14 protein-coding genes are annotated in these 15,724 nt (G+C 59.6%); 7 read left to right on the forward strand and 7 right to left on the reverse strand.

Going from position 1 to position 15,724, the window contains the following annotated elements:
* Positions 1-97 precede the first annotated feature (97 nt).
* Entirely contained in the window at positions 98-850 is a 753-nt protein-coding gene (locus tag PHI30_RS02585) for a FadR/GntR family transcriptional regulator (protein ID WP_300023498.1), read from the reverse strand.
* Positions 851-1,194: 344 nt separating this feature from the next.
* On the opposite strand from PHI30_RS02585, the gene PHI30_RS02590 reads away from it, so the two are divergent.
* The 4 genes from PHI30_RS02590 (at position 1,195) to PHI30_RS02605 (ending at position 6,110) form a co-directional block, all read left to right on the forward strand.
* Entirely contained in the window at positions 1,195-1,962 is a 768-nt protein-coding gene (locus PHI30_RS02590; RefSeq protein ID WP_300023501.1) for an SDR family NAD(P)-dependent oxidoreductase, read from the forward strand.
* Between the two features lie 171 nt (positions 1,963-2,133).
* Positions 2,134-3,195, forward strand: a complete 1,062-nt coding sequence (locus PHI30_RS02595; RefSeq protein ID WP_300023504.1) for an iron-containing alcohol dehydrogenase — start codon at positions 2,134-2,136, stop codon at positions 3,193-3,195.
* Between the two features lie 149 nt (positions 3,196-3,344).
* Positions 3,345-4,439: a mannonate dehydratase gene (locus PHI30_RS02600; protein WP_300023507.1), complete on the forward strand. Its 1,095-nt coding sequence runs from the start codon at positions 3,345-3,347 to the stop codon at positions 4,437-4,439.
* Between the two features lie 60 nt (positions 4,440-4,499).
* Positions 4,500-6,110, forward strand: coding sequence for a mannitol dehydrogenase family protein (locus PHI30_RS02605; RefSeq protein WP_300023510.1), 1,611 nt, complete (start codon positions 4,500-4,502; stop codon positions 6,108-6,110).
* A 104-nt stretch (positions 6,111-6,214) separates the two neighbouring features.
* Here PHI30_RS02605 and PHI30_RS02610 read toward each other — a convergent pair whose 3' ends face one another.
* The 6 genes from PHI30_RS02610 to PHI30_RS02635 form a co-directional block, all read right to left on the reverse strand.
* A complete protein-coding gene (locus tag PHI30_RS02610; protein ID WP_300023513.1) occupies positions 6,215-6,376 on the reverse strand; it encodes a hypothetical protein in 162 nt (53 codons plus the stop codon).
* Between the two features lie 90 nt (positions 6,377-6,466).
* A complete protein-coding gene (locus tag PHI30_RS02615; RefSeq protein ID WP_300023516.1) occupies positions 6,467-7,471 on the reverse strand; it encodes an AEC family transporter in 1,005 nt (334 codons plus the stop codon).
* 199 nt (positions 7,472-7,670) lie between these two features.
* Positions 7,671-7,796, reverse strand: coding sequence for a hypothetical protein (locus tag PHI30_RS02620; RefSeq protein WP_300023519.1), 126 nt, complete (start codon positions 7,794-7,796; stop codon positions 7,671-7,673).
* Positions 7,793-8,599 (reverse strand): hypothetical protein, encoded by an 807-nt coding sequence (locus PHI30_RS02625; protein WP_300023522.1) that lies wholly within the window; start codon positions 8,597-8,599, stop codon positions 7,793-7,795. The genes PHI30_RS02620 and PHI30_RS02625 overlap by 4 nt, the downstream gene beginning before the upstream one ends.
* A gap of 198 nt (positions 8,600-8,797) precedes the next feature.
* Positions 8,798-11,200 carry an O-antigen ligase gene (locus tag PHI30_RS02630; RefSeq protein WP_300023525.1) on the reverse strand — a complete coding sequence of 801 codons (2,403 nt, stop codon included), beginning with the start codon at positions 11,198-11,200 and terminating at the stop codon, positions 8,798-8,800.
* Positions 11,201-11,223: 23 nt separating this feature from the next.
* A complete protein-coding gene (locus PHI30_RS02635) occupies positions 11,224-12,315 on the reverse strand; it encodes a glycosyltransferase (protein ID WP_300023528.1) in 1,092 nt (363 codons plus the stop codon).
* A 148-nt stretch (positions 12,316-12,463) separates the two neighbouring features.
* Here PHI30_RS02635 and PHI30_RS02640 point away from each other — a divergent pair, with 148 nt between their 5' ends.
* From PHI30_RS02640 to arcC, 3 genes are all read left to right on the forward strand, one after another.
* The gene (locus PHI30_RS02640) at positions 12,464-13,843 is read left to right on the forward strand and encodes an undecaprenyl-phosphate glucose phosphotransferase (RefSeq protein WP_300023531.1); all 1,380 of its coding nucleotides are present in this window, start codon (positions 12,464-12,466) and stop codon (positions 13,841-13,843) included.
* 81 nt (positions 13,844-13,924) lie between these two features.
* Positions 13,925-14,482 (forward strand): GNAT family N-acetyltransferase, encoded by a 558-nt coding sequence (locus PHI30_RS02645; RefSeq protein WP_300023534.1) that lies wholly within the window; start codon positions 13,925-13,927, stop codon positions 14,480-14,482.
* Positions 14,483-14,678: 196 nt separating this feature from the next.
* The gene (arcC, locus tag PHI30_RS02650; protein ID WP_300023536.1) at positions 14,679-15,623 is read left to right on the forward strand and encodes a carbamate kinase; all 945 of its coding nucleotides are present in this window, start codon (positions 14,679-14,681) and stop codon (positions 15,621-15,623) included.
* Positions 15,624-15,724 lie beyond the last annotated feature (101 nt).

Here is a 15,724-nt window from a genome sequence, read left to right on the forward strand (position 1 = left end):
AAGAGGCTCCTCCCAACAGGGAGGAGCCTCTTTTTCTTTAAGGCAACACCGCACAAAGACCGCCTGACGGCTTTGTGCGGTATTGCCTTAAATCAGATCACGGACGCAGCTTTTCCAGCTTTTCGGAGGATTTTCCCTCCGCATACAACCGCTCCTGCTCCGCAATGGAAGAAAGATTCCCCATGAGATGCTGGCGCATCCCGGCGCCGGCGGCATCCGAATCGTGATTGGCGATGGCGTCCACAATGCGGCGATGCGTGTCAATCGTCTCCTGATAAATGCGGTCATCCGTCAGCTTGCCGAAAAGCTGAACGGAGTAGGTAATCACCGGCAGCAATTTGGAGATCACCCGGTTTTGGGTGCAGGAGGCAATGCGCACATGCAGCGCTTCATCCCGTCCCAGATGATTTTGCCCGGTGTGGATCAGCGCTTCAATCTCCGCGCACAGCGCCCGCAGCTCCGCAATATCCTCCGGCGAGGCCTGCTGCGCGGCCAGCGAGGCCACCCACGGCTCCACATTTAAGCGGATATCCAGCAGCTCGTGGGCCAGACGCAGCTGGTCCGGCATGTAGGCAAAGCCCAGCGGGTCGTGCACCACGCCGGTCTGGTGGGAGACAAAGGTGCCCCGGCCCCGGCGGATCTCCAGCACATTTCTGGCCACCAGCAGCTTGACCGCCTCCCGCACCGTGCCCCGCCCCACATTCAGCTGCTCTGCCAGATCGAACTCGTTGGGCAATTTTTCTCCGTTGGTCAGCTGCTGGTCAATAATGAGCTGGCTGATCTGGTCCGCCGCCTGCTCCGCCAGAGGGCTTTCCTTCTCCCGCACCGTTTCAAAAATGGATTCCGGCATAATCGATTCCTGTCTTTCTATAAAAATGCCGGTTGCTCGCGGCAACCGACGGGTAGGACATCCCACGTGTGCTGTAACACTTATTATATACCCGATTATACCGCCGCTTGTCAAGGCGGCAGGGGCCTTCCGGCACAAAGGGCAGGCCGTTTTTCAAAGTTTCGGAATTCTGTACAGTTTTCCTGCGCAACATTTGTTCAATAATAGGTATGGCTTTTTGCGAAAAAAACAACTATAATTTAGACATAAGACGTGTGATGTCTTTTGGTGGCGCTGCCTGAGAAGCCCCTGCCCTGCGGCAGGCGCGGCGGCGCAGTCGGGACATGAAGAGAGGAAAGGTGGACATGATGGAAAACTTGTTTGACGTATCCGGGAAAAAAGTGATCGTGACCGGCGGCACCCGGGGCTTGGGCCTTGGCATGGCGGAAGGCTTTATGAAGGCCGGCAGCAAAGTGGTAATTGTTGGCACCTCCGAGAAAGTGTACGAGGTGGCGAAAGCCATGCAGGAAAAGGGCTATGACTGTCAGGGCGTCAAGGGTGATCTGGCACAGCGGGAAGAAACGTACCGCGTGTTTCACGAGTGCGTGGAAAAGCTGGGCGGGGATCTGGACGTGCTGGTGAATGCCCACGGTATCCAGAGACGGCACAGCGCCGAGGAGTTCCCCCTCAACGAGTGGGACGATGTGCTGAGCGTGAATTTGGACGCGGTGTTCATTCTCTGCCAGGAAGCCGGAAAGATCATGCTGAAAAAGGGCTATGGAAAGATCATCAACATTGCCTCTATGATCTCCTTCTTTGGCGGTCAGACCATTCCCGCCTACGCTGCGGCCAAGGGCGGCGTGATGCAGCTGACGAAGGAGCTGTCCAACGACTGGGCAGGGCGGGGCGTCAATGTCAACGCCATCGCGCCGGGCTATATGGCCACCGAGATGAACGCGGCGCTGCTGGACCCCTCCAACCCCAGATACGAGATCATCACCGGAAGAATCCCTGCGGGCCGCTGGGGCACCGGCGAGGACATGCAGGGCACGGCGCTTTTTCTGGCCTCCCATGCCAGCGATTATCTGTGCGGCGCCGTGATTCCGGTGGATGGCGGATATTTGGTAAAATAATGGTTGCGGCGGATACGCAATTAGGAGTATAAATATAAGTATAGATGTCCAAGCGCGAATTGGTCGGAAGAACGTCCGCGCAATTTTAAAATTTTTTATTTCAGGAGGTACAATTCCATGCCTGCAGGTAAAGCAAAAGAATGCCGTTGTTTCCAGTCTCCCTCCCGTTATATGCAGGGACCCGGCCTGATTAACCGTCTGCCCAAGTTTGCCGGCAATTTCGGCAAAACAGCTCTGTTGATCATTGACCCCTATTTTTATGATGATTTCTCCACCCGTGTGCCGAAGATGTTTGAAGAGGCCGGCATGAAGGCCTACACCGTGAAGTTCCCCGGATACGCCGGCCACAAGGAGCTGGACGAGCTGGTGGCCTTCGTCAAGACCCTGCCCGAAGTGCCCGAGACCTTCATCGGCATGGGCGGTGGCCAGACCATGGACCTGAACAAGGCCGTGGCTGCCACTTACCGCAAAAACTGGATCAGCTTTGCCACCGCGCTGACCACCGACGCCCCCACCTTCACGCACACCGTCATCAACAATCCCGGCGCGCAAAACGAGTTGATGTTCCACTACAAGAATCCCGACTTTGTTGTGGTGGATACGGAAATCACCATCCAGAGCCCCGCATGGATGCTGGTGTCCGGTATCGGCGATGCGCTGGCAACTTACATCGAGGCACAGGCGTCTTCCGCCAACAACAATGTCTGCAACTCCGGTTTGGACGATTATCGTCCCACCATGCTGGGCATGGCGTCCGCCAAGCTGTGCTACGATATCCTCGTCAAGGACGGCATTGCCGCTATGCGCGCTGCCAAGCAGCACCTGCGCACCCCTGCCTATGAAAACGTGGTGGAGGCCGCCACACTGCTCTCCGGCGTGGGCTGCGAGAACACCGGCGTGTCCATTTCCCACGGCTTGCAGGCCGGCTTTGCCGTGCTGCCCAAGCATTTCCCCCACGGCACCGGCGTGGGCTACTGCGTGCTGGTGCAGCTGCTCGTGCAAAACGACGACCGCTTTGAGCAGATTTTTGAGTTCAACAAGGCCATCGGTCTGCCGGTTTGCACTGCGGATCTGGAAATTCCCGCCGACCAGAGAGACGAGATTCTCGAAGCGCTGGTGGACGGTGTCTACGGCAAGCGCTGGAACGTGACCAACGTGCCCTTCTTCTTTGAAAAGAGCTCGCTGCTGGACGCCATCAAGTATCTGGACGCTTATGCGGCGGAGCATCAGTAACTTATTTTCGATGACACCCACGCCACATACGGCGTCTCCCGATTGAGCCGACCGGAGAGTCCCACGGGGGACTCTCCGGTTTTGTGGCTTATAGATTCACCCCTGTTACCCAAGCGCAAAGCAATCATTGATTTAAGGAGGAACTACCCATGAAAATGACATTCCGCTGGTACGGCGAGGGCCGTGACCCCATTTCCCTGCAAAACATCAAGCAGATTCCCGGCGTCAGCGGCCTGATGGGCGTGCTGGACGAGAAGGCCGCCGGAGAGGTGTGGACCTACGAAGAGTGCAAGGCCTATGCCGACCACGTGCATGCCGCGGGCCTTGAGGTGGAGGTCATCGAGTCCGTCAACGTCCACGAGGACATCAAGATGGGCCTGCCCACCCGGGATCAGTTTATCGCCAACTACTGCGAGACCATCCGCAACCTTGCCGAGGTGGGCGTGAAGGTCATCATTTACAACTTCATGCCCGTGCTGGACTACCTGCGCACCGATGTGGCCCGGGAGATTCCTGAGGACGGCTCCAACAGCCTGTACTTCGACGAGAAGGATCTGGGCGACATGACTCCGCAGGAGATCGTGGAATACACGATGAATAACGCCAACGGCTTCTCCATTCCCGGCTGGGAGCCCGCGCGCCTCGCCGAGCTGAACAAGACCATGGAGGTCTACAAAGGCCTCACCGTGGCGGACATGCTGGACAACTATAAGTATTTTCTGGACGGCGTGATCCCCACCTGCGAGGAAGTCGGCGTGAAGATGGCCTGCCATCCGGACGATCCCGCATGGCCCATTTTTGGCCTGCCCCGTCTGGCCCACAGTCAGGAGGGCTACGACAAGATCGTGGCGCTGCATGATTCCCCCTGCAACACCGTGTGCCTGTGCACCGGGTCTCTTGGCAGCGACCCCAATAATGACATTCCCGCCATCATCCGCCATTTCGGCGAGATGGACCGCATCGGCGCCATGCACGTGCGCAACATCAAGTTCCTGGGCTATCACCACTTCCGGGAGGCGGCGCATCTGTCCTCCTCCGGCGATCTGGACATGTATGCCATCATGAAGGCGGTCTACGACACCTGCCCGAATACTTACATCCGGCCCGACCACGGCCGCATGATCTGGGACGAGGTGGGCCGTCCCGGCTACGGTCTGTATGACCGCGCGCTGGGCGCCACGTATCTAAACGGCCTGTGGGAAGCCATCTGCCGCGAAAACGGACGCCCCGAGCTGGCCAACTAAACGCCTTTTTCCGGCGGCTGTCCGCAGCCGCCGGATGATTTTGAATGGAGGGAACCATCGATGAAATTATGCCGCGCGTCGCTTAGCGACAAGGCCGGCTGGGCTGCCGCCCACGTGACGCTGCCTCAATACGACGTGGCCGCCGCTGCGGAGAAAACGAAAAAGGCGCCCACCTGGATCCACTTTGGCACGGGCAACATCTTCCGCGCCTATATCGCCTCCCTTGCCCAGCGGATGCTCAATGAGGGGCTGACCGATAAGGGCTTGCTGATGGCCAACACCAACGACCCCGCCATTTTAGACATTGCCTACGCCCCCTTTGATAACCTCTGCATTGCCGTGACGCTGAATCCGGACGCCACCACCGACCGGGAGATCATCGGCAGCATTGCCGAGGGCTTGAAGGCCGACAGCGCCGATGAAGCCGCCATGGCCCGCTTCCGGGAGATTTTCACCGACCCCGGCTTGCAGATGCTCTCCTTCACCATCACGGAGAAGGGCTATAAACTCCACAATCCGGACGGCACGCTGCTGCCCGCCGTGGAAGCGGACATGAAGGAAGGCCCCCACAACACGAAAAACGCCATGGCGAGCCTTGCGAAATTCCTGTACTGGCGCTATCGCGCCGGCGGCTACCCGCTGGCGGTTTGCAGCTTTGACAATTGCAGCCACAACGGGCAGACCTTCCACCAAAGCGTATCCACCATCGCAAAGGCGTGGGTGGAAAACGGCCTGGTGGAAAGCGGCTTTGCGCTCTGGCTGGACGATCCGTCCAAGGTCAGCTTCCCCTGGAGCATGATCGACAAGATCGTGCCCCGCCCTTCCAAGGTGGTGGAGGAAAGCCTCACCGCCGACGGCATTGAGGGCATGGAGGCCATCGTCACCAAGAAGGGCGGCTACACCGCCGCCTTCGTGAACGCGGAGCGCCCGGAGTATCTGGTCATTGAGGATCAGTTCCCCAACGGCCGTCCCCCGCTGGACAAGGTGGGCGTCATTTTCTGCGACCGGGAGACCGTCAACAAGGTGGAGCGCATGAAGGTCACCACCTGCCTCAATCCCCTGCACACCGCCATGAGCGTCAACGGCTGCCTGCTGGGCTATACCAAAATCGCCGATGAAATGAAGGACGCGGACATTGTGGCGCTGGTAAAGCGCCTTGGCTATGTGGAAGGACTGCCGGTGGTGACAAACCCGGGCATCGTCTCTCCCAAGGCCTTTTTGGACGAGGTGGTGGAAAAGCGGCTGCCCAACGTCTTTATGCCCGACGATCCCCGCCGCATCGCCACGGATACCTCCCAAAAGGTGGGCGTCCGTTTTGGCGAGACCATCAAGAGCTATCTTGCCGAGGGCCGGGATCTGAACGCCCTTGTGAGTCTGCCGCTGGCCCTGGCAGGCTGGCTGCGGTATCTGCTGGCGGTGAATGACGCCGGCGAGGCGATGGAGGTCAGCGACGACCCCCTCAAGGAAACGCTGCAAGCCCAGCTCCGGGGCATCGTCTGGAACGATCCCGCCAGCTATCATGGGCAGCTGCGGCCGATTCTGGCAAACGCGAGCATTTTCGGCGTGGACCTCACCGCCACGCCGCTATCCGACAAGATCGAGAAGCTTTTTGTGGAGGAGCTCTCCGGCCCCGGCGCGGTCCGCGCCACGCTGCAAAAGTATCTCGCCTGAAAAAGAGAGCGGATGCTCCCGTGAAAGCGCCAAAAAGCGTCGCCGTTAAAAACGGCGACGCTTTTTTTGTAAGTGAGCGGAGGCAACCCCACGCAAGCGGAGCGTCAAGGTTCGCGGCGCTTTCCGGACCGGAAGATCGCAACCCATCCGATAACCACGGCAAGCATCGCCGGAATTTCGTACACGGCGTTGTTCATGTCGTGCCTGCCGAGCCAAAGGATCGTGCCCAGAAGAAAAAGATTCACAACTCCACTGACCAGATGCATGGTAAGTCCTCCTTTACTGTTCTGTATCGGTCCTTGGCGCGGATGGGGTTTGCACGCTGTTCACTGGGCCGTCCGCGCCTTTGAAAGCCTTCACAGCAGTCCGCCGACGCGGAGAATATAAACGATGCAGAAGATGGACACCATGGAAAGCGCGCTGGTCCAGACCACCAGCTGGTTCGCCAGCTGATCGTCGCCGCCCATCTCCTGCGCCATCACGGCGCTGGAGACGGCGACGGGGGTGGAGGCCACCGCCACCAGCGTCGGAATTTCCAGACTGGTGAGTCCCAGCGGCGTTCTCAGTGCCACCGCCATCCCGATGACCGCTGCCGGACAAATTACCAGACGCAGGAGAACGCCCAGCGTGAGCTGCGGAAGCAGCTCCGACACCGCGCCGAAGTTCAACCGGGTGCCCAGCACAAACAGCATCACCGGCGAGGCGACCTTGGAAAGGTTTGTGGCCGCCGCGTAAAGCGAAGGCAGCTGGTTGCGGATGGTAAAGACGCTCACGCCGTCCACCGTCGGCAAAAACTGCCGGATCAGCACCACCAAAAGGCCGGACAAGGCCCCCAGAATCAGGGGATTGCTGACGACCCGGCGCACCAGTGTGCGGGCGGAGGTCCGCTTTTCCCCATCCCCGCCGAAAACAGTCAACACAATGACCGCCAGCACGTTGAACAGCGGCACGCAGACGGAGGTGGCCATGGAGGCGAAGGCCATGGCGGCGTCGCCGCCCAGCGCGTTTGCCAGCGGAAGGCCCAGAATGGCCTGATTGGAGCGGAAGGCCACCTGCGTAATGACGCCCTTTTGCCGCCGGTCGGGAATGAACAGCTTCGCCGCCAACAGTCCCGCCAGCAAACAGAAAAAGACGCTGGAAAACAGATATCCGATGACGCGCCAGTTCATGTTGGTCAAGTCGTCAATGCCGTACACATTGCAAAAAAGCTGAATGGGGAGAAACAGCCGGAAACAGAGACTGTTCAGCTGTTTATAAAAGGACTCGGACCACGGTCCCACCCGCCGGACAAAATAGCCCAGAACAATGATGAACAGAATGGGTAAGATGGCGTGCAGCGTATAGACAAAGGTCTCTTTCACAAAATCACCTGCCAAAAAAATGACGGACCGTTCAACCGGACCGTGCGCAAAGGTTCTTAACGGTTTTATTATAGTACGTTCTCCCCGCCTTTGCAATTGCGGCGCTTCCATTTGTAAAAAAGAAATAAACGGACCAGACCGCGCCGCCTTTTGGCGGCGCGGTCTGGTCCGTTTGACCGGATATGACAAAGGGAAGCGGTTACTCCGCGGCGCTTTCCTCAGAGGGCGCTTCCTCCTGCCGGAAAGTGAAATAGTCATCCGGGACCTGCTTTTGCTCAAGAACCTGCGTGCCGTCCTCGCGGCACACCAAAACTTCAATCATCATAATTTCACTCCATAAACAATCAGTCTGCTGCCCGCGGCAATCGCGCTGGCGTCATTGGTCACAAAATTTATGGTCTGCAAGGCGGGGGGCGCAATAATATTTGTGGCAAGCACGCGGCTGTGGACGACATCGCTTACCGCGTTCTTTCCCCGAAAGCCCTCACTTTGGATGCGGCAGGCAACGCTAGTGCCGTAGGCATATAGATAGCAGGTTGCATAAGCGCCGCCGCTGTATGGGTAGATATTGTCGAAGCAGTTTGAGGAGCCGGCGCTGCCCTCATAAACGCTGTATGCATTGCTGTTTGCCCGCACATAGATGGCGTCGCAGGAAGCGATCAGACGCGGAATGATGATGAGGACGGAGTAGCTTGCAAGCGCGATGCCGCCCAGAGAAAGGTCCACCTGCGCGGCCCCTGCCGAGGTGGTGATGTCCGCCAGCTTTACCAGTTTGTTTGCGGCGGATGCGGCTGCGGATACAGACGCGTCCGCCGCCGCAAATTCCCGCCGGATGGCGGCGTCCTGCTGGGTTCTTGCGGTTTGCTCGGCGGAAATGGCCGCGGAGCTGGTGTTGCTCAGCTGGGTAATGGACGCGGAAAGGTCCTGCCGGACCGACGTGTCGCCCGCGCTGCGGGCCTGCTGTTCCTGGCTTAAAGCCGCCTCCAGCGCCGCCTTTGCTGTGTTCAATGCCGTGACGCCCTGCTGCAGGGCGGATTCAAGCTTTGAGTTGTCGGCGTTGAAATCCGTGCGGAGAATGCGGTCCTCCGCCTCCCATTGATTCAGATGATAGGTTGATGTCTGCTGCATGAAATGATACGACCTCCTTATAAAATGATGTATAAACGTACCCGGGATAAAATGGCTGCAAGAATGGAAGTACGTGCGGCTGCGGATGGCACGAAAGCGGGCATCTGGATGCACAAAAAAATTACAGGCCCCGCGATCGCGGGGCCTGTAATTTCCGAGAAAGTGTTGTTTGGGAATGGGTGAAAACACGGGAAGGCTTTAGGACAGCGCGGCGGCGAGCACCGTTCGTGCCGCCTCGCCGGTAGCGCTGCCCAGCGATCTTGCGCAGTCCAAAAGCGCCTGATTCCCGTCGTCCAGAACGATGGGAGCCATCATGTCGGCGTTGGCGGCGTCCAGCTGCTCCCCGGTGGAGAGCACGCCGGACACAAAGTCCTCCATATCCGCGGCCTCCAGCTGCTCAAAGGTACTTTTGAACAGATGGAAAGCGCTGTTCCAGGCGTCCGGATTGGAACGCTCCTGCCGCAGACCCGTCTGCACCGCGTCAAAGAAATTGGGCAGGTCCCGCAGCGGCAGATAGTAATAGGCCGCCGTGTTGTAGCAGGCGTCGTACTCCTGCGTGGCAAGAAGCTCCCGGGCGCAGCGGGAGGCAAGCCCCTGCCCGATGGCAGTGCCCGTTTGCAGGGCATTGCCCATGAGGTTGACCTTGTAATCGGAGTCGTCGTATACATCCAGACGGTCCATTGTCTGCATGGCCGACATAAATTCCGTGGGGGTAATGTTTCCGGTATCCAGATTCCGCATCTGACGGGCCGCCAGCAGGTGGCCGGACAGCAGTCCGGTGAATACGGCGGCAACGCACCACATCGCCGCCATGGCGGTCCATCCCCGGGCCGGGCTGGGAATGGACTCCGCCTTTGGCTCCGCGCAGTGGAGGATTAACACGGCAAACAGGACGAATACCGCCGACTGATAAACCTGCGTGGACCAGACGACCTCCGTCAGGGAGTGGGCGATCATCATGGTCAGACAGGCCGCCAGCATGGCAAGCACGGGGTCCGCATCCGTTTTCCGCCGCCGCACCAGCATCCACAACGCGCTCCCCAGCAGAAAAGCGAAGGCGGCAAGGCCCAGCACGCCGGCCTCGTCCATGATCTGAATAAACTGGTTGTGAATGTATTTCGATTCGTAGTAGAAGCTCTGCACGCCTGTCAGCTGCCCCTCCACGCCGCCGGCGCCCCATCCGATGAGGGGGCTTGCGGAAAAGAGCTTCATGCCGTCTCGGAAGAACACCAGACGCTGGATGAAGTTCTGGTTGGCCCACAAGCCCTGAAGCCGGTTGGCCGCAAAGTCCGGCAGGAGCTTGTAGCCCAGCGGCAAAACCGTGCCGTCGGAAAGGGTGAGACTGGAGAGGTCCCCGTCGCCGGCAAGCTCAAACCACACCACGCGGCTGCCCTCCGGCACGGTGAAGGATGCGCCGGACAAGCTGCCCTCGTACAGCGGGGTGTTGGTGTGCATCATCAGCTCTGGCTCCGTCTGGCTGTAAATCACGACGCTTGCGTCGATCCCCTCGAAAGAGACGGTGTAGCTTCCCGCGTCCGGATAGACGGCCCGGGAGAGCGTGCCGGATAGCGTGATGCCGCCGGTGAGGGAATAGGCCAGCAGCACATAGACTGCCGCGAGGGCCACCAGCGCCGCCGTGAAAATCGCCACGGCTTTGTCGTGCCCGTCCAGTCTGGCAAGCAGGCGTCTACCCACAAAGCGGTCCAGCGCCCAGATCAAAAGACCGCAGACAATCGCCGCCAGCACGGGCACCACGCCCGCTCCGCCGCCGCCAAGGAAGGGTGTGGCGGCAAAGGCGCACAGCACCGTTGCCACGACGCACTCCAGCATCAGCAAAAACAGGGAAAGGCGGGTGCCCTTGGCGGAGCAGAGCACGTACACAAGGCAGGTTACCGCGAACGCCGCCATGGCGCCCATGGAGAAGGAGAGGAAAAAGGCCAGCGCCTGCACGCCCAGCGCCACACAGACCCCCAGCTTTTCCCGCTCCTCCGCCGCCGAGCGCAAAAGGTACAGCGAGATCAAAAGGCCAAAGGCCAGCAGACCCGCGGAAACGTTGGCGTTGCTGAAAATGCCGGTGATGCGCACGCCGGTTTCATAGCCGATGGAATCCATGGGGTAGCCAGCCTTGAAAAGGCCCATCACCCACGAAAATCCCCGGGAGAGGAGCTGGAGGGAGGAGGCGTCGATGCAAAGGAGGGCAATCACTGCCAGCACGGCGTTCAGCGCCTGCAAAAGCCCCCGGAGCTTTTCCCGCCTTGCCCGGACCAGAAGGATGCCGAAGATGGAAAAGGCGGCCAGCGTTTTGGCGCTCTCCCGCACGGCGTAGGACCCAAAATGGGACCACAGACCAGAGCAAAGGCATACCAGCGCGTAGAGAAACACTGCCAGCGTCAGGGGCGAGAGGCGCTCCCGCAGACGCCGGGGCGGAAGGCGGCCGATGGAAAACACCAGAAACACCGCCCCCAGCAAGGCGGCGGCAAAGCGGCTGGTGCCGGTGATGGAGAAAAACAGCAGCACCGGCAAAACCCATGGAAAAATGGTGTCCAAAAGCGAAGGCGCGGCGGAAAGGGGCGTGGACGCCATCTGATTTTTATGTGCCAAAACAAATCACTCCTTGTTGATTTTCAGTGGGACGCGGAAACGGGTTTCGCCTCCTGGGGAACCAGCGAGAGATAGCGCTCCATCACCGACGGCAGGACGCGGGAGAGGGCATAGGGCGCCGCGGCTTCGTGGGCGGCGCGGCCAAGGGCGGCGGGCAGCGCCGGGTCCTCCAGCAACTTCGTCACCGCGTCGCAAAAAGCGGGCGCGTCCCCGAAGGGATAGAGAAGGCCGGTGAGGCCGTCGCTCAAAAGATCGGTGTGGCCCTTTACGGCGCTCGCCACCACGGGAAGCCCCGCGTACATGGACTCCATCACGTTAAAGGGCAGCCCCTCCGAGCGGCTGGCGGAGACGGCGGCGTCGCACAGCGCATAGAGACCCGCCATGTCGGAAACCTGGCCGGGAAACACCACGCGGCCCTCCAGATGCAAAGACGCGGCCAGCGCCCGGCAATCGTCCAGCAGAGCGCCCTGACCGGGCAGCACCAGCTTGACCCGTTCCGGCAGGCTTGATAGCGCCCGAATCAGCATGGTCTGATTTTTGCGGGCGGAAAATTCCGCCGCGTAAAGCAACACAAAATCGTCGGGAGAAAAGCCGTATGTAGCGCGCAGCGCGTCGGATGCGCCGGGGGGCGCGTCCAGCCGGGAAAAGTCCACCCCGATGCCCGGAATGTTTTCCACCCGGCGTCCCAGGTGATACCGGCAGGCAGTGCGATAATCCTCCGTATTCATGGTGAGCAGCAGGTCTGTCTGCGGGGCCGTCAAATACTCGGCGCTCAGCAAGATCGCCCGCTTCCAGGCGGGGGTCCGGTCGCCAAAGAGATAGCCGTGGGCCACATTCACAATGGCGGGGCGGGGGTGGAGCGGCGCGGCGGCCCGGCGGGTGAAGAAAGCCGCCAGCGAGGTATGGGCAATGACCAGCGCGTACCCCTCCTCCCGCATCAGACGCCGCAGCTGGGCCTGGGCGCGGAAATTGGCGGGCGCGGTCATCTTCTTTTCAAAGGGCAGGGAAATCACACGGTCCGCCTCCGGCAGGGCGGGCGGCGCACCGCCGCAGGCCACGTGGACCTCCCACCCGCGCGCTTGAAACGCCCGCAGGTAGGCGCGGTGAAATTGCATGATATGAGAAAATGTGGATGCGGTGAATAATACACGCTGTTTCATGGCACGCCTTTCTGTGAGAGGTTATCTTTCTATTATATTTGACATAACACTTTATTTCAACTAAAATGAGACTGGATTTTTATAGAAACAGGGGAAAATCGTCATGATTAGAGAAAATCAGCGACTGCTGAATCAATTGAATGTACTCACAGACGGCGTGTTGGTTTTTTTCTCCGTGCTGCTTGCCTACTGGGTCCGTTTTCACTTGTTTCACGGCAGCGCGTCCTTTGCATTTTCCAGCTATGTCTGGCTGGGCCTTTGCGCGGTGGCGCTGTGCCTTGGCACCTATGCGGTGACGGGGCTGTACGCATCCTATCGGACGGTGCGCTTCCACAAGGAGGCGCAGACGCTCTTCCTCGCCACCGTGCTGGATACGCTGGTGCTCATCAGCGCCCTGTTCGTGTTCCGCCTGACGGAGATGTCCCGTTGGCTGCTGGTGTTTTTCTGTGTGCTGGCCTATGCATTGCTGGTGTCCAAGCGGGCGCTGCTGCGCATCACGCTGCGCCACTACCGGCGTTTGGGCTACAATCAAAAGCACGTTTTGGTGGTGGGCTGCGGCGAGATGGCGAAAGCCTATGTGCAAAAGGTACGGGAGGACCGGGACCTTGGCTTTCTGGTGGATGGCTATGTTGCGGACAAGGCCCTTTTGAAGGACACGGCGCGCCTTGGCGGCTACGACCAGCTGGAGGCGATCTTGGAGGAGCGGAATCCGGATGAGGTGATCCTTGCCATGGCGCCGGAGGAATATGCCCTCACGGGGCATATCATCAATCTCTGCGAAAAAACCGGGACGAAGCTCACCCTCATTCCCTTTTACGCCGCCTATATGCCCTCCAGCCCGCAGGTGGACAACATCAACGGCCTGCCCATGATTAACCTCCGGCGGATTCCGCTGGATAACATGGCAAACGCCTTTTTAAAGCGGGCCATGGACATTGCGGGGTCACTGACGCTGATCGTGCTGACGTCCCCGCTGATGCTGTTTGCCGCTGTGGGCGTGAAGCTCTCCTCCCCCGGCCCCGTTCTTTTCAAGCAGGAGCGGGTGGGGCGGAACAAGGTCCCCTTCCAGATGTACAAATTCCGCTCCATGCGCTTGAACGCGGCGGAAAAGACGGGCTGGAGCCGGAATGCGGACACCCGCAAGACCCCCTTTGGCTCCCTGATCCGCAAATGCTCCATTGACGAGCTTCCCCAGTTTTTCAATGTACTCAAGGGGGACATGAGCCTGGTGGGCCCCCGCCCGGAGGTTCCTTTTTATGTAGACCAGTTTAAGGAGGAGATCCCCCGCTACATGGTCAAGCACCAGGTGCGGCCGGGAATCACCGGCTGGGCGCAGGTAAATGGCTACCGGGGCGACACCTCCATCAAAAAGCGCATCGAGTACGACTTGTACTATATTGAAAACTGGAACTTCTTCTTTGATTTGAAAATTCTCCTGATGACGGTGACCAAAAGCGTCAACAGCGAAAAAATCGCGCATTGAAACGGGATGGCCTTCGGCAAAGCGTAATCGGGCGCTTCGTCGGTTGGTCCCGAGGACATTACACGGAGGGAAGAGCAGGATATGGGTACCGCGATCATCAGAGACGCAGCGCTTGCGGACGCAAAGCGCATTTTGGAGATTTACGCCTACTATGTGGAGCATACCGCGATCACATTTGAATATGCCGTTCCGACGCTTGCGGAATTTGAACGCCGCATGCGCAATACGATGAAGCGCTACCCCTATCTTGTTGTGGAGCAGGATGGCATTGTGCAGGGCTATGCCTATGCGGGCGCTTTCGTGGGCCGGGCCGCCTACGACTGGTCCTGCGAGCTGACGGTCTATCTTGACCATGCCGCAAAAAAGTGCGGCCTTGGCAGGCGGATCTATGAAGCGCTTGCCCAAAGAGTGAAAGAAATGGGCATTTTGAATCTGTATGCCTGCATCGGGTATCCGGCAGCGGAGGATGAATACCTGAGCAAAAACAGCGCGGAGTTTCACGCCCACATGGGCTTTTCAAAGGTGGGGGAATTCCACAATTGCGGCTATAAATTCGGCCGCTGGTACGACATGATCTGGATGGAAAAGATTGTTGGCAATCATGGGACAGATCAGGCGCCTGTTCATTTCCCGGTGTAAAGGCGCAAGCTGTCTGCCCGGACGCGTCTGCGTGTTTTGGGCCGTCAGGAGGGATCGACAGTCTCAGCCGCCGGAACTTTGTGTTCCGGCGGCTTTTTTGTCGCCTTGCAACCCGCCTGCCGTCTTTCGGAATCCTTTGCATAATCCGGCCCGGACTGCGCACACTGGGGGCATTACCAGAGGAGGAAGTGTGCTCATGCCGGAAAAGATTGTCATTGCCCTGGGCGGAAACGCCCTGCAGTCCAAGGATAGCGCCCCCACCGCCCAGGCGCGGCTGGAGGTCGTAAAACGGACCTGCGGCTATATTGCGGAGGTCAGTCAGCGCGGTTACGAGATGGCGATTGTGCACGGAAACGGCCCCCAGGTGGGCCGCATCGTGCTGGCCAGCGAGACGGCGAAGGACACCGTGCCGCCCATGCCCTTTGACGTCTGCGGCGCCATGAGTCAGGGCTATATCGGATACCATATCCAGCAGGCGCTGAAATATGCCTTGAGCAGCCGGGGGCGGAACTACCCGGTGGTGACGCTGGTGACGCAGGTGGCGGTGGACCGAAACGACCCCGCCTTCCAAACTCCCACCAAGCCCATTGGCGCTTTTTATTCGGAGGCCGAAGCGCGTCAGCTGGAAACTGAAAAGCAGTATACCATGGGGGAGGACGCGGGCCGGGGCTGGCGGCGGGTGGTGGCGTCTCCGCTGCCCCGGCGCATTGTGGAGATTAGCGCCGTGCGCCTTTTGTGGGACCGGGCCATCGTCATCACCTGCGGCGGCGGCGGCGTTCCCGTGGCGGAGAATCCGGACGGTACGCTGGAGGGGGTGGCGGCCGTCATCGACAAGGACTTTGCCGCAGAGCTGCTTGCCGAAGAGGTGGGGGCCGACGTGCTGCTGATCCTCACAGAGGTGGAAAAGGTGGCCATTCGCTTTGGAAAGCCGGATCAGGAGGACCTGGGCCACCTTTCTCTGGCGCAGGCCGCGCAGTACGTGAAGGAAGGCCAATTCGGCGTAGGCAGTATGCTGCCCAAGGTGGAAGCGGCCATGAAATTCGTCCGGGCCAATCCGGATAAGCGGGCCATCATCACAAGCCTTGACCACTGTCTGGACGCGCTGGACGGCAAGACCGGCACCGTGGTGACCTTCGCCTGAGGAAAAAGCCCAACTTCACCGGCGGAAAACCGAAAAGGAGCCACGGCGCGGATTCCTCCGCGCCGTGGCTTTTTTGTGCCGGATGCCGCTTACCGGGCGGT

Source organism: Oscillibacter sp., assembly GCF_028693505.1.
Lineage (GTDB): Bacteria > Bacillota > Clostridia > Oscillospirales > Oscillospiraceae > Oscillibacter.

Coding starts and splice junctions, on each gene's coding strand:
- PHI30_RS02600 (WP_300023507.1), top strand. CDS start 3,345: ATGAAAATGACATTCCGCTGGTACGGCGAGGGCCGTGACCCCATTTCC.
- PHI30_RS02585 (WP_300023498.1), bottom strand. CDS start 850: ATGCCGGAATCCATTTTTGAAACGGTGCGGGAGAAGGAAAGCCCTCTG.
- PHI30_RS02635 (WP_300023528.1), bottom strand. CDS start 12,315: ATGCAATTTCACCGCGCCTACCTGCGGGCGTTTCAAGCGCGCGGGTGG.
- arcC (WP_300023536.1), top strand. CDS start 14,679: ATGCCGGAAAAGATTGTCATTGCCCTGGGCGGAAACGCCCTGCAGTCC.
- PHI30_RS02645 (WP_300023534.1), top strand. CDS start 13,925: ATGGGTACCGCGATCATCAGAGACGCAGCGCTTGCGGACGCAAAGCGC.
- PHI30_RS02620 (WP_300023519.1), bottom strand. CDS start 7,796: ATGATGATTGAAGTTTTGGTGTGCCGCGAGGACGGCACGCAGGTTCTT.
- PHI30_RS02640 (WP_300023531.1), top strand. CDS start 12,464: ATGATTAGAGAAAATCAGCGACTGCTGAATCAATTGAATGTACTCACA.
- PHI30_RS02625 (WP_300023522.1), bottom strand. CDS start 8,599: ATGCAGCAGACATCAACCTATCATCTGAATCAATGGGAGGCGGAGGAC.
- PHI30_RS02610 (WP_300023513.1), bottom strand. CDS start 6,376: ATGCATCTGGTCAGTGGAGTTGTGAATCTTTTTCTTCTGGGCACGATC.
- PHI30_RS02595 (WP_300023504.1), top strand. CDS start 2,134: ATGCAGGGACCCGGCCTGATTAACCGTCTGCCCAAGTTTGCCGGCAAT.
- PHI30_RS02590 (WP_300023501.1), top strand. CDS start 1,195: ATGATGGAAAACTTGTTTGACGTATCCGGGAAAAAAGTGATCGTGACC.
- PHI30_RS02605 (WP_300023510.1), top strand. CDS start 4,500: ATGAAATTATGCCGCGCGTCGCTTAGCGACAAGGCCGGCTGGGCTGCC.